Origin of the sequence: Streptomyces sp. NPDC127092 (genome assembly GCF_042722475.1) — a bacterium.
GTDB lineage: Bacteria > Actinomycetota > Actinomycetes > Streptomycetales > Streptomycetaceae > Streptomyces.
Genome location: NZ_JBHXFE010000011.1, coordinates 71,834 through 84,592, shown reverse-complemented (window position 1 = coordinate 84,592; position 12,759 = coordinate 71,834). Strand labels below are relative to the sequence as shown.

General features: G+C 73.1%; 9 protein-coding genes. 5 read left to right on the top strand and 4 right to left on the bottom strand.

Annotated features, from left to right (window positions below):
* The first annotated feature begins 307 nt into the window (after positions 1-307).
* On the top strand, positions 308-3,853 hold the full coding sequence (gene mfd / locus ACFWJO_RS11970) for a transcription-repair coupling factor (protein WP_386864583.1): 3,546 nt from the start codon (positions 308-310) through the stop codon (positions 3,851-3,853).
* Between the two features lie 91 nt (positions 3,854-3,944).
* Positions 3,945-5,954, top strand: coding sequence for an NACHT domain-containing protein (locus tag ACFWJO_RS11965; protein ID WP_386864582.1), 2,010 nt, complete (start codon positions 3,945-3,947; stop codon positions 5,952-5,954).
* A gap of 34 nt (positions 5,955-5,988) precedes the next feature.
* On the opposite strand, the gene ACFWJO_RS11960 is transcribed toward ACFWJO_RS11965, so the two are convergent.
* Entirely contained in the window at positions 5,989-7,299 is a 1,311-nt protein-coding gene (locus ACFWJO_RS11960) for an SGNH/GDSL hydrolase family protein (RefSeq protein WP_386864581.1), read from the bottom strand.
* Positions 7,300-7,398: 99 nt separating this feature from the next.
* The gene (locus ACFWJO_RS11955) at positions 7,399-8,064 is read right to left on the bottom strand and encodes a TetR/AcrR family transcriptional regulator (RefSeq protein ID WP_386864580.1); all 666 of its coding nucleotides are present in this window, start codon (positions 8,062-8,064) and stop codon (positions 7,399-7,401) included.
* 240 nt (positions 8,065-8,304) lie between these two features.
* Between ACFWJO_RS11955 and ACFWJO_RS11950 the strand changes: the two genes are divergently transcribed.
* The 3 genes from ACFWJO_RS11950 to ACFWJO_RS11940 all read left to right on the top strand — a co-directional run bounded on the left by ACFWJO_RS11950 (position 8,305) and on the right by ACFWJO_RS11940 (position 10,898).
* Positions 8,305-9,165, top strand: coding sequence for a hypothetical protein (locus tag ACFWJO_RS11950; RefSeq protein WP_386864662.1), 861 nt, complete (start codon positions 8,305-8,307; stop codon positions 9,163-9,165).
* A gap of 152 nt (positions 9,166-9,317) precedes the next feature.
* A complete protein-coding gene (locus ACFWJO_RS11945; RefSeq protein ID WP_386864579.1) occupies positions 9,318-10,007 on the top strand; it encodes an HNH endonuclease family protein in 690 nt (229 codons plus the stop codon).
* A gap of 111 nt (positions 10,008-10,118) precedes the next feature.
* Positions 10,119-10,898, top strand: coding sequence for an N-acetyltransferase (locus ACFWJO_RS11940; protein WP_386864661.1), 780 nt, complete (start codon positions 10,119-10,121; stop codon positions 10,896-10,898).
* 87 nt (positions 10,899-10,985) lie between these two features.
* Here the strand turns inward: ACFWJO_RS11940 and ACFWJO_RS11935 are convergent, their stop codons facing one another.
* Entirely contained in the window at positions 10,986-11,768 is a 783-nt protein-coding gene (locus ACFWJO_RS11935) for a hypothetical protein (RefSeq protein WP_386864578.1), read from the bottom strand.
* A gap of 78 nt (positions 11,769-11,846) precedes the next feature.
* Complete coding sequence (locus tag ACFWJO_RS11930) at positions 11,847-12,620, bottom strand: DUF4190 domain-containing protein (protein ID WP_386864577.1); 774 nt, start codon at positions 12,618-12,620, stop codon at positions 11,847-11,849.
* Positions 12,621-12,759 lie beyond the last annotated feature (139 nt).

Genomic DNA, 12,759 nt, shown 5'->3' with positions numbered 1-12,759 from the left:
AGCACGGTGAAAAAGCGGGCGGGGGGGAAGGGACGAGTGGGAGGGAAGGGGGGTTAGACCCCACACGGGACGCAGCGCCGCACCCAGAGACCTCCCCCCCCGCCCCCGGCCCGTGTCCCGGAGGCTAGGGTGTGCGTCGGTCGCCTGCTCCGCCCGGATGATCCGGAAGCTCACTCACGCTCCAGGCCGAGCATGGCGCGACTTCTACGAGCGGGTGACCGTCACCGCGTCGTCGTAGGCTGGAGACCCCGGCCCGTGAGACGTGTCGGGTCGTTCGCGTTGCCCACCTTCGCCGGGATGGACCTTCATGAGCCTGCACGGTCTGCTGGACGCCGTCGTCAAGGACGCCGCACTCACCGAAGCGGTGAAGGCCGCCCGGGACGGCAACCGCACCCACGTCGACCTGGTCGGCCCGCCCGCCGCCCGGCCCTTCGCCGTCGCCGCGCTCGCCCGTGAGGCCGGGCGGCCCGTGCTCGCGGTGACCGCGACCGGGCGGGAGGCCGAGGACCTGGCGGCGGCGCTGCGGTCGCTGCTCGACCCGGACACGGTCGTCGACTACCCGTCCTGGGAGACCCTGCCGCACGAGCGGCTGTCGCCGCGCTCCGACACCGTCGGCCGCCGCCTCGCCGTGCTCCGGCGCCTCGCCCACCCGTCCGCCGACGACCCGTCCGCCGGTCCCGTCAGCGTCGTCGTCGCGCCCATCCGCTCCGTGCTCCAGCCGCAGGTCAAGGGCCTCGGCGACCTGGAGCCGGTGGCCCTCAGGAGCGGCCAGACCGCCGACCTGGAGGAGATCGTCGCCGGGCTCGCCGCCGCCGCGTACTCCCGCGTCGAGCTCGTCGAGAAGCGCGGCGAGTTCGCCGTCCGCGGCGGCATCCTGGACGTCTTCCCGCCCACCGAGGAGCACCCGCTCCGCATCGAGTTCTGGGGCGACGACGTCGAGGAGATCCGTTACTTCAAGGTCGCCGACCAGCGCTCCCTCGAAGTCGCCGAGCACGGCCTGTGGGCGCCGCCCTGCCGCGAGCTGCTGCTCACCGACGACGTGCGCGCCCGCGCCCGGGAGCTGGCCGAGGCCCACCCCGAGCTCGGCGAGCTCCTCGACAAGATCGCCGAGGGCATCGCCGTCGAGGGCATGGAATCCCTCGCCCCCGTGCTCGTGGACGACATGGAGCTGCTCCTCGACGTCCTGCCCGCCGGCTCCATGGCCGTCGTCTGCGACCCGGAGCGGGTCCGTACCCGCGCCGCCGACCTGGTGGCGACCAGCCAGGAGTTCCTGCAGGCCTCCTGGGCGGCGACGGCCGGCGGCGGCGAGGCCCCGATCGACGTCGGCGCCGCCTCGCTGTGGGGCATCGCGGACGTACGGGACCGGGCACGCGAGCTCGGCATGATGTGGTGGACGGTGTCGCCGTTCGCCGCCGACGAGACCGGCGCGTCCGTCGACGACGCCGACGCGCTCCGGCTCGGCATGCACGCCCCGGAGTCGTACCGCGGCGACACCGCCCGCGCGCTCGCGGACACCAAGGGCTGGCTGGCCGACGGCTGGCGCACGGTGTACGTGACGGAGGCGCACGGCCCGGCGGCCCGCACCGTCGAGGTCCTGGGCGGCGAGGGCATCGCCGCCCGGCTCGACGCCGACCTGGCCGACATCTCCCCGTCCCTGGTCCACGTCGCGTGCGGCGCGATCGACCACGGCTTCGTCGACGAGAACCTGAAGCTGGCCGTCCTCACCGAGACCGACCTGTCGGGGCAGAAGGCCGCCGGCAAGGACGGCCAGCGGATGCCGGCCAAGCGCCGCAAGACGATCGACCCGCTGACCCTGGAGGCCGGCGACTACATCGTCCACGAGCAGCACGGCGTCGGCCGCTACATCGAGATGGTGCAGCGGACCGTGCAGGGCGCCACCCGCGAGTACCTGCTCGTCGAGTACGCCCCCGCCAAGCGCGGCCAGCCCGGCGACCGCCTCTACATCCCGACCGACCAGCTGGAGCAGGTCACCAAGTACGTGGGCGGCGAGGCCCCGACGCTGCACCGGCTCGGCGGCGCGGACTGGACGAAGACGAAGGCCCGCGCGAAGAAGGCGGTCAAGGAGATCGCCGCGGACCTGATCAAGCTGTACAGCGCGCGCATGGCCGCGCCCGGCCACGCCTTCGGCCCCGACACGCCGTGGCAGCGGGAGCTGGAGGACGCCTTCCCGTACGCGGAGACGCCCGACCAGCTCTCGACGATCGCCGAGGTGAAGGAGGACATGGAGAAGTCGGTCCCGATGGACCGGCTGATCTGCGGCGACGTCGGCTACGGCAAGACGGAGATCGCGGTCAGGGCCGCCTTCAAGGCGGTCCAGGACGGCAAGCAGGTCGCCGTCCTGGTCCCGACGACCCTGCTGGTGCAGCAGCACTTCGGCACGTTCAGCGAGCGCTACGGCCAGTTCCCGGTCAACGTCCGCGCCCTGTCCCGTTTCCAGACGGACACCGAGGCGAAGGCGACGATGGAGGGCCTGAAGGAGGGCTCCGTCGACGTCGTCATCGGCACCCACCGCCTGTTCTCGTCCGAGACCAAGTTCAAGGACCTGGGCCTGGTCATCGTCGACGAGGAGCAGCGCTTCGGCGTCGAGCACAAGGAGCAGCTGAAGAAGCTCCGGGCCAACGTCGACGTCCTCACCATGTCGGCCACCCCCATCCCCCGCACGCTGGAGATGGCGGTCACCGGCATCCGCGAGATGTCGACGATCACCACGCCGCCGGAGGAGCGGCACCCGGTGCTCACCTTCGTCGGCCCGTACGAGGAGAAGCAGATCGGCGCGGCGATCCGCCGCGAGCTGCTGCGCGAGGGCCAGGTCTTCTACATCCACAACCGGGTGGAGTCGATCGACCGCGCCGCGGCCCGCCTCCGCGAGATCGTCCCGGAGGCGCGGATCGCGACCGCGCACGGCCAGATGTCCGAGCAGGCCCTGGAGCAGGTCGTCGTCGACTTCTGGGAGAAGAAGTTCGACGTCCTGGTCTCGACGACGATCGTCGAGTCCGGCATCGACATCTCCAACGCGAACACCCTGATCGTCGAGCGCGGCGACAACTTCGGCCTGTCGCAGCTGCACCAGCTGCGCGGCCGCGTCGGCCGCGGCCGCGAGCGCGGCTACGCGTACTTCCTGTACCCGCCGGAGAAGCCGCTCACGGAGACCGCCCACGAGCGCCTCGCCACCATCGCCCAGCACACCGAGATGGGCGCCGGCATGTACGTGGCGATGAAGGACCTGGAGATCCGCGGCGCGGGCAACCTGCTCGGCGGCGAGCAGTCCGGCCACATCGCGGGCGTCGGCTTCGACCTGTACGTACGGATGGTCGGCGAGGCCGTCGCCGACTACCGCAAGTCCCTGGAGTCCGGCGGCGTGGAGGAGGAGCCGCCGCTGGAGGTCAAGATCGAGCTGCCGGTCGACGCGCACGTCCCGCACGACTACGCGCCGGGCGAGCGGCTGCGCCTCCAGGCCTACCGCGCCATCGCCTCCGCCAACTCGGAGGACGACATCAAGGCCGTACGGGAGGAACTCACCGACCGCTACGGCAAGCTGCCCGAGCCGGTCGAGAACCTGCTGCTCGTCGCCGGCCTGCGCATGCTGGCCCGCGCCTGCGGCGTCGGCGAGATCGTCCTCCAGGGCCCCAACATCCGCTTCGCCCCGGTCGAGCTGCGCGAGTCGCAGGAGCTGCGCCTGAAGCGCCTCTACCCGCGCACGGTCATCAAGCCGGCCGTCCACCAGATCCTGGTGCCGCGACCGACGACGGGCAAGATCGGCGGAAAGCCGGTGGTGGGACGCGAACTGCTGGCGTGGACGGGGGAGTTCCTGGCGGAGATCCTGGGGTCGTGATCGCCCCGCCGCCGCCCCGCATCGGCCGGAGCCGCGCCTGATGTGCCATTTCTGATGCGCCGCGCGTCCCCGGTCCGGCAGCATGTCGTCCATGTCGGACGGGGGACGCGGGAGCGAGGTGCGGGGGCGTGGGCTGCTGGGCGGCCTGGGGCTGACCGCCGTGTTGGCGGCGTGCGTGCTGTGGGCGCTGCGGGGCAGGGGCGATGGTCCGCTGGGTCTCTCCGAGCGGACGGACCTGATCGCGATGGTGGTCGGGGTCAGCGGTCTGGCCATCGCGGCGCTCGCCCTGGCCCGTACGCCCGAACAGGACCTGGCCGTGGTGGTCGCACGTCTGGCCCGTGAGGTCAAGGCGCTCGGCGAGCCGCAGTGGACGCGCGCCCTGGGCGGCGACCTGCAGGCCATCGACGTCGCCTTCTCCTTCCGCCGCTACACGGTCGCCCGTGCCGCCGAGCTGCCGGCCACGCCCGCGGGGCGCCTGGAACAGGTGGTCGAGGACTTCCTGGCACTGCGGCCCCGCCGCATGGTGATCACCGGGGAGCCGGGGGCCGGAAAGACCGTCCTGGCCCGCAAGTTCGTGATGGAGCTCAACCGGGTGCGGCCCGCGGACGAGCCCGTGCCGGTGCTCGTGAACCTGGCCGACTGGGACACGGACCAGCGGTTCGACACGTGGCTGGCACGGCACCTTTCGCGCGACTACGGCCTGCGGGCGAAGGCCGCCGAACGGATCGTCGCCGCCCGCATGGTGCTGCCGGTCCTCGACGGCCTCGACGAGATGGAGCCGGCCGACGCCGTCGGCACCGGCTCCCGCGCGGGCCGGGCGCTCGCGGCCCTGGCCCGCCAGCAGGACGGCACGGAACCGGCGCCGCTCGTCCTGACCTGCCGGTCGACGCAGTACGACGCCCTGGAGGCGGTGGGCGGCCACATATTGGATGCGGCCCGTCTGGAGATCGCTCCGGTCGCCCCGGGCCAGGCCGTGCGGTTCCTGGAACTGCGGGGTGCCGCGCGCCGCCCCGAGCTCTGGCGGCCGCTCCTCGACGAGCTGCGCGACCGGCCGGACGGTGTCCTCGCCGGAGCGCTGTCCACGCCGTGGCGGCTGACGCTGGCGGCGGTGGCCTACGACAGGGAGGGCGACCCCGCGGAGCTGATCGGACTCACGACGGAGGCCGAGGTCGCGGACCGGCTGCTGAGCCGGTTCGTCGCGGCCTCGACGGCGAACGCCCTTGTGGGGCCCGGTCGTTACGCGCCGCAGCGCGTGCACCGGGGCCTGCGGCTCCTCGCCGTGAGCCTGGGGGAGGGAAGCGCGGCCGAGACGGACCTGGTGCTGACGCGGCTGGCGAGACAGGTGCCGAAGTGGCTGGTGGGAGCGGTGGTGACCGTACTGATGCTGCCGGCGCTGCTCGTCAACACGACGGTGCTGCTCCACTGGGACGACGTCGACGGGGCGGAGCGGTGGCTGTCTGTCGTGGGGATGCTGGTGGTGGTCGGCGTGATGCTGTCGGCGCTGCGGGGCAGGCTCAACACCGTGGAGCCGACGACGGCGGTTCCCCGGCTCGGCAGCCCGCTGTGGCGGCTGGGGGCGGTACGGGCGCTGCGGAGGGCGCCGAGGTCGTTCGCGGGCATCTTCGGACTGGCCATGGCCCTGGTCGGGCCGTGGGTGTTCGCGACCAGGAGCGGGCTGGGGCCGCTCTTCGTGACGGGGATCTCCACGGGGGCGCTGGTGACCGGGGCCGTCTCGTTGACGCTGTCGGAGGTGGACAGGGCGGCGGTCGGCCCGACGGGCGCGCTCAGGAACCAGCTGTGGATGCTCGCGTTCGGCGTCCCCGCCGTCGTCCTCGTCGCGGTGTTCCTGCCGGAGGACGGGCCGGAGAGGCTGATGGGGCTCTCCGTCGTCGGCCTGGTCACTGCCGTGGGCGTCTTTGTCCTGACGGACCTTGTCGCGTACGTCCTGTTCCTGTTGCTGAACCCGCACCGCGTTCCGTTCCGTCTCGCCCGCTTCCTCGACTGGTCCGTCGCCGCCGGCCTCATGCGCACCTCCGGCGCCGCCTACCAGTTCCGCCACCGCGAGTTCCAGGAGTGGCTGGTGCGGCACCCCGGGCCCTGAGGGGCTGCGGGGTGCCGTACCCGGGTGGCCGGGGCTACAGCTCGTCGAGGTCCAGCGCCTCGGCCATCGCGGTGTAGCCCGCGTCGCCCGGGTGGAGGTGGTCGCCGGAGTCGTAGGCCGGGAGGATGCGGTCCGGGTCGGACGGGTCGGCGACGGCGCGGTCGAAGTCGACGACGGCGTCGTACGCGCCCGAGGTGCGGACCCACTCGTTGAAGGCCTCCCGCTTGGCCTCGTTCTCCGGGGTGTCGTAGAACGAGCCCTTGATCGGGGTGAGGGTCGCGCCGACGACCTTCAGGCCGTGGGCGTGGGCCTGGCGGATGAGGGTGCGGTGGCCCTCGATGAGCTGGTTCACGGAGACCTCGGGGGTGGGGCCGCCCGGGAAGGCCGGGCCGCTGCCGCCGAAGTCGTTGATGCCCTCCAGCAGGATCACCGTGCTCACGCCCTTCTCGGTGAGGACGTCCTTCCGGAAGCGGGCCACGGCCTTCTCGCCCGCCCAGGTCGTGTCGTTGGTGACCTCGTTGCCGCCGATGCCGTGGTTGAGGACGGCGCGCGGGCGGCCGGTGGCGGCGAGGCGTTCGGCGAGCTCGTCGGGGTAGCGGTTGTCGGCGTCGGCGGTGGAGCCGACGCCGTCCGTGATGGAGTCGCCGAAGGCGACGATGCCGTCGCGGCGGGCGGCGGCGCGGGGGCCGCCGGAGACCTCGACGCCGGAGAGGTAGTACCAGGACGAGCTGGTCTCGGTGAACGCCGCGCCCGAGGTGTCGGCCCGGTGGTCGCCGGCCGCGCGGTAGCTGGTCGCGGACGCCATGTGGTGGAAGGTGGCCGGGCCCGTCGGGCCGGCCAGGTAGAGGGTCACGGTGACCGATTCGAGCGCCTTGGTGCGGAACGGCACGCCGTCGCTGAGCAGGGTGCCGCCGGCCGGCACGGTCACGGAGCCGCGGCCTTGGAAGGTGAGCGCCCGGACCGAACCGGGTACGACCGCACCGCCCTCGGCGGTACGGGCGACCGTCGCGCCGGTCACGCGCAGCGGCGTCGTGCCGTAACGGTTCGTCAGCTCGATCCGGGCCTTGCTGCCGCCCGCGCTGATCCGCACCGTCTGCCGGACGGTCTGGTCCGCGAAGCCCTGCAGCGACCAGTTCGGGGCGAACGGCGCGGCCGGCGCCTGCGGGGACGCGGCCCACACGCCGTGCCAGGCGCCGGCGGTGGCGCCCGCGGCGGTGGCGGTCGTGGCGGCCGGGGTGTCGGCCGTGGCGGCGGTGGCCGGGACGGTGGCGAGGGTCAGGGTGGCGAGCAGGGCGATGCCCGCTCGCCGGAGGGTGCCGGTGCTGGTGTTGGTGCCGGTGGTCATGTGCTGGTCGCTTCCCCGTTGTCGTCAGTGCGTACGACAGGGGTCAAGTTCGTACCGTCTTCAACTATTCCCGTGCGGAGAAAGAAAGTTGGCGGAGGGTCAGGTCGGGGGGAGGGGCGGGCGGCCGAACGTCAGGCCCGCGAGCGTGCGGAAGACCTCGCCCGGGTCGCGGTCGGCCAGCGGCTCGTCCAGGTTGTGGGTGAGCAGCAGGGTCGCGAAGCCGTGGGCCAGGGACCAGGCGGCGATGCCGGTGGTGCGCGGGTCGGCGGTGGCCTCGGGGCCGGAGGTGGTGCCGGGGCCGGCGGTGGCGCCGGGTCGGGCGGTGGTGCCCGCGAGGTCGGTGACGCCCGCGCGGAGCTCCGCGGAGGCCCGCTCCTTGGCGGCGAGGAGCTCGGCGTCGTCGGCGCGGTAGAGGTCCGGCCGGAACATCACCTGGAAGTGCGCGGGGTGCGCGGCGGCGAAGCGTACGTAGCGGACTCCGCGCTCCCGCAGGTCGGGGGCGTCGGCGAGGGTGCGCGCGAGGAGGTCGTAGCCCTCGGTGGCGATCGCGGTCAGCAGGCCGGTGCGGTCCTTGAAGTGGTGCGCGGGAGCGGCGTGCGAGACGCCGGCGCGGCGCGCGAGGTCACGCAGGCTGAGCGCGCCGGGGCCCTCGCCCGCGATGACGTCGAGCGCGGCGGTGAGTACGGCCTGGCGCAGATCGCCGTGGTGGTAGGCGCGCCGGCCCGTTCCGGCGTCGCCGGCGCTCCCGGTCGTGTCCGTGGTCATGGCAGCAGCGTACGCGGGATCTAGGCATTGACAAGTTCGGTGGGCGGGAGGAATCTAGTCAGTGACAAGATGAGCTGACGAGCTGAGGGAGACGTCATGGACGCCGTGATGGGTGAGGCCTCGACCGTGGAGGCCGTGAGCGTCGAGAGCCGGAGCGTGGAAGCCCCGACCGTGGAGACCCCGGCCGCCGGAGGCCCGGCCGGGGGCGCCGGAGCCCCGGAGCCCGCCCGGGTCCGCCAGATGTGGCACCTGCTCGAACCCCTGCACGCCGTGCTCTACTACTCGCCCGAGGCCTTCGACGAGGCCGCCGCCCTCGGGTACGACGTCTCCGAGCGCTGGCCCTCCTACTTCGCCTGGCGCGCCGCCGCCCTCGGCCCGGCCGGTGCCGAGCGGGTCGCCTCGGCCTTCTACAGCTTCAGCCCCGCGACGGTCGCCCGGTACGTCCCCGCCGCCTGGGACGTCGCCGCTCCCGCCGACGTGCTCGCCGCCCGGCTGCGCGCCGTCGACCGCACGTACCGCACGCTCCTCGGCGACGACGTCCTCGCGAGCCCCGAGCTCGCCGAGGCCGCCGCCCTCGCGCGCCGCGCCGCGGAAGCCGCGCCGCTCGCCGGGCGGGCCCTGGCCGCCGCCCATGCCGAGCTGCCCTGGCCCGAGGCCCCGCACCTGGTGCTGTGGCAGGCCGCGACGGTCCTGCGCGAGCAGCGCGGCGACGGGCACCTCGTCGCCCTCGCCGCCGCCGGCCTCGACCCGGTCGAGTCCCTGGCCTCCTTCGCCGCCGTCGGTGCCGCCGCCGAGGCGACCTTCGCGAGCCGCGGCTGGAGCGCGGCGGAGTGGGCCGCCGCCCGCGAACGCCTCGCCGCCCGCGGCCTGGTCCACCCCGACGGCGCCGCGGACGCCGAAGCCGGCACCGCGACGGACGCCGGGCGCGCCCTGCGCGCCGACGTCGAGCGCCGTACGGACGAACTCGCCGCCGCGCCCTGGGCCGCGCTCGGCTCCGAGGCCACCGACCGGCTCGCCGAACTGCTCGGCGGCCCCTGGCTCACCGTCGTCGGCTCCGGCCTGCTGCCGTCCGAGAACACGCTGGGCATCGGCAAGGTGTGAGCCGGCCCGGCAACCGGGCGGGACAACGCGCGCGACGAGGTGCGCCGGCGGCGAAAGGCGGGCGGTGTGACGTGGTGTGAGGTCCTTCGCCCCGCCCGTTTCGGGACCAAAGGGCGCGAACGGCCGAGCGGCGCCCGTCCTACGATCCTCGGGTGTCGACGTATCAGAAAGCCCTCACCGCCTCCGCCTCCGCCGTCCTCGCGCTCCTCGTCGCGACCGCCTGCTCGCCCGAGCCGGGTGCGTCCGGAACCGGCAGCGGCGCGCCGCCGAAGCCCGCCGCCGGCGGCAGCGCGCTGGCCGCCGTGGACACCCTGACGGTCAAGGGGCGGGCGCCGAAGACCGGTTACGAGCGGGAGAAGTTCGGCCGGGCGTGGTCGGACGTCGACCGCAACGGCTGCGGCACCCGCGACGACATACTGGCCCGCGACCTGACCGGCGTCCGGTTCACCGACGGCCGCTGCAAGGTCGCCTCCGGCACGCTCGCCGACGACCCGTACACGGGCCGCTCCGTCGACTACGTACGGGGCCGCAGCAAGGTCGACATCGACCACGTCGTGGCGCTCTCCGACGCCTGGCAGAAGGGCGCGCAGAAGTGGGACCCCGGCACCCGGCTGCGCTTCGCCAACGACCCGCTCAACCTGCTCGCCGTGGACTCCACGGCCAACCGCCGCAAGTCCGACGGCGACGCCGCGACCTGGCTGCCGCCGAACAAGGCCTACCGCTGCACCTACGTCGCCCGCCAGGTCGCCGTGAAGAAGAAGTACGGCGTGTGGGTCACGGCCGGCGAACGGGACGCGATGAAGCGGGTCCTGGCCGGCTGCCCCGGCCAGCGGCTTCCCTGAGGTCCGGCCCAGGCGCTGGGCGGACGCGGGGCTGGGCGACGGCGGGGCAGGTGCTGGAAAATCGATTCCGCGGTGATCGTGCGGCGCCGTAGCCTCGCTGCCATGGACGACCTGGACCTGCACATCACGACCCTCGCCGAGCGGCCCGAACTCGCCGGCCCGCTCTGGGGCATGAAGGACCTCTGGCCGGAGTTCATGATGTACGACCCGGTCGGCTGGGCCAACGTGGGCCGTATCGTGGCCGACTTCCCCGAGTACGTGCTCGTCGCCACGGACGGGCCCACCGAGCCCGCCACGGACGACGTCAATCCGCACGGGAAGGTCGTCGCCCGGGCGCTCAGCGTGCCCTTCGCGCTCCAGGCCGAAGGCCGCAGCGAGCTGCCCGACACCGGCTGGGACCAGGTCCTGCTCTGGGCGTTCTCCGACCTGCGGCACGGTCGCAGGCCCGACACCGTCAGCGCGATCGAGATCACCGTGGACACGAGCGTGCTCGGCAAGGGCCTCTCGGGCCGCATGCTGGCCGCGATGCGCGCCAACGCCGCCCGCCTCGGCTTCTCCGAGGTCGTCGCGCCGGTGCGCCCCAACGCCAAGCACCTGGAGCCGGAGGCCTCCATCCACGAATACGCCTTCCGCACCCGCGAGTCGGACGGACTGCCGCACGACCCGTGGCTGCGCGTCCACGTCCGGGCGGGCGCCACGATCGAGAAGGTCGCGCCCGCGTCGATGACGGTCAGCGGATCCGTCGAGCAGTGGCGCGCGTGGACCGGCAAGCCGTTCGACACCGACGGCCCGGTCGAGGTCGACGGCGCGCTGGTGCCGGTGCACTGCGAGGCCTCCCGCGGCTACGGCGTGTACGTCGAACCGAACGTCTGGGTCCGCCACCGCATCTGACCGGACGGCGAGAAGGCGTGAAGGCCGCCCCCCTCCAGGGGCCTTCACGCCTTTCGCCTCTCCGGGTGCCGGTCCGGGGGCGGACCGTCAGCCGAGGCTCTTCTCGTCGATGACGTCCTTCTTCGCGGGCGCCTTCGCCGTGACCGGCTTGTCGAAGTCGGAGAAGGAGACCGTGCCCGGCTCGTCACCGCCGGCCGTCACGATCCGCAGCAGGTACGGCTTGCCCTCCGTGGCCACGTAGAACGTGTCCTTCTCGCCGTCCTTGTAGTCCAGCGTCAGGACGAGCGCCTTCCTGCCCTCGACCGTGGTCTCCGCGCCCTCCACCGCACCGGCGCTGTCCTGCTCGAAGTCGGCCATCAGCTTCTTGAGGTCGCACATGTCGAGCATGTCCTTGGCGTCCGGGTCCTTGGCGTCGGTCTTGACCCAGCGGCCCTTCAGCTGCTTGATCACCGCGGCCTGGACGTCCGCCGGCTCGCCCTTCGACTGCTCCTTCAGGAAGGCCTCGTCGAAGCGGAGGTAGACGGCCTTGTCGGCGGGCTCGGAGGGGCGGATCAGCTCGGCCGTGCCCGTCGCGCCGACCGTCATCGTGCCCGTGCAGCGGCCCTGGACGTCGGTGGACAGGTAGCCCTTCAGCGGCCCGTCCGTCGTCTTCGTGTCGAGGTCCACCGTCAGGGAGCGGGCGGCCTTCGTCGTGGCCACGGCCTTGTCCAGGATCTGGGCCGCGCTCATGTCCCCGAACGGGCCGGTGGCCTCGGGCTTGTCGTCGGAGAAGGGACCGCAGGCGGTCGCGCCGAGCGCGACGGCGGCACACAGCGCGGCGGCGAGAGCGGTACGGCGGGGACGGCGGGGGCGACGGGTGGTGGCAGGCATGGGGGTGCTCCGAGTGATCGGGGTGGTACGGGGGAGGGGGAGGGGCGAGGGCGCGGGCGCGGGGTGGCGCGGGGTGCGTCAGCCGAGCTTCAGGTCCCACTGCGTGGCGTCGTGGTCCAGGCCCGGCTCGACCTCGACGGTCAGGCTCTTCGCGGCGGCGGGGGTGTCGAAGCCGAAGGTCTGGGTGGCCTTCTTGCCGGGCAGGACCGAACCCTCGAAGATCACGCCGAGCTTGTCGCCGAGGATCTGCTCGGCCTCGACGCCGTCCTTGCCAGTGCGGGCCTTCGGCGCCGTGCCCGCGGTGTCCCAGGCCTTCTTGCCGGAGTTCTCGATGGTGACGGTGACCTGGTACGCCTTGTTGCCCTCGGTGTGGCCGACGGCGAACTCGTCCGGGGTGAACGCCTTGGGCTCCGAGACCGTGACCTTCAGGCCGTCCTCGTACTCGACGGTGTCCCCGGCCTCCAGGGCCTTGCCCTGAGCGGCCTTGCCGCCGGGGTTCTTGGGGGCCGAGTCCTTGAGCGACTTGTCGAGCTTCTCGAGCTCGTCCACCGCGCCGCTGACGGCGGTGAAGGTGATGACCGCGCCGACGACCGAGAGGATCAGGGCCGCGAGGCCCAGGATCGCGCCGGTCAGCGTGACTCCCTTGTTGTTGGCCTCGCCCCGCTTGACCCGGCCCTTCCCGACCAGGCCGAGGACCAGGGCGATCAGGCCGAGGATGCCGGCCAGCCAGAAGAAGAGCGGGATGAGGCCGGAGAGCGTGCCGATGATGCCGAGGATCAGGGCCGCGGTCCCGAGCCCGTTCCGCATGGCCGCCGGAGCCGGGGCGTGCGGGAGTTGCGTGTCGTGCGACATGAGTGTGTCCTCCCGGACAGAGAGTTCGTCTGGCGCGATGCATCAATGATAGCAGAAGCTGTGAACCGAGTCAACACGGTTCACAGAAGTCGGGTCGGCTCACGCTGTGAAGGGAGGGCTCTTGCGTTCGTCAGTAAGA

What these genes read in the sequence shown, in the direction of transcription:
- mfd (WP_386864583.1), top strand. Translation starts at nt 308, where the DNA reads ATGAGCCTGCACGGTCTGCTGGACGCCGTCGTCAAGGACGCCGCACTC.
- ACFWJO_RS11965 (WP_386864582.1), top strand. Translation starts at nt 3,945, where the DNA reads ATGTCGGACGGGGGACGCGGGAGCGAGGTGCGGGGGCGTGGGCTGCTG.
- ACFWJO_RS11960 (WP_386864581.1), bottom strand. Translation starts at nt 7,299, where the DNA reads ATGACCACCGGCACCAACACCAGCACCGGCACCCTCCGGCGAGCGGGC.
- ACFWJO_RS11955 (WP_386864580.1), bottom strand. Translation starts at nt 8,064, where the DNA reads ATGACCACGGACACGACCGGGAGCGCCGGCGACGCCGGAACGGGCCGG.
- ACFWJO_RS11950 (WP_386864662.1), top strand. Translation starts at nt 8,305, where the DNA reads ATGTGGCACCTGCTCGAACCCCTGCACGCCGTGCTCTACTACTCGCCC.
- ACFWJO_RS11935 (WP_386864578.1), bottom strand. Translation starts at nt 11,768, where the DNA reads ATGCCTGCCACCACCCGTCGCCCCCGCCGTCCCCGCCGTACCGCTCTC.
- ACFWJO_RS11930 (WP_386864577.1), bottom strand. Translation starts at nt 12,620, where the DNA reads ATGTCGCACGACACGCAACTCCCGCACGCCCCGGCTCCGGCGGCCATG.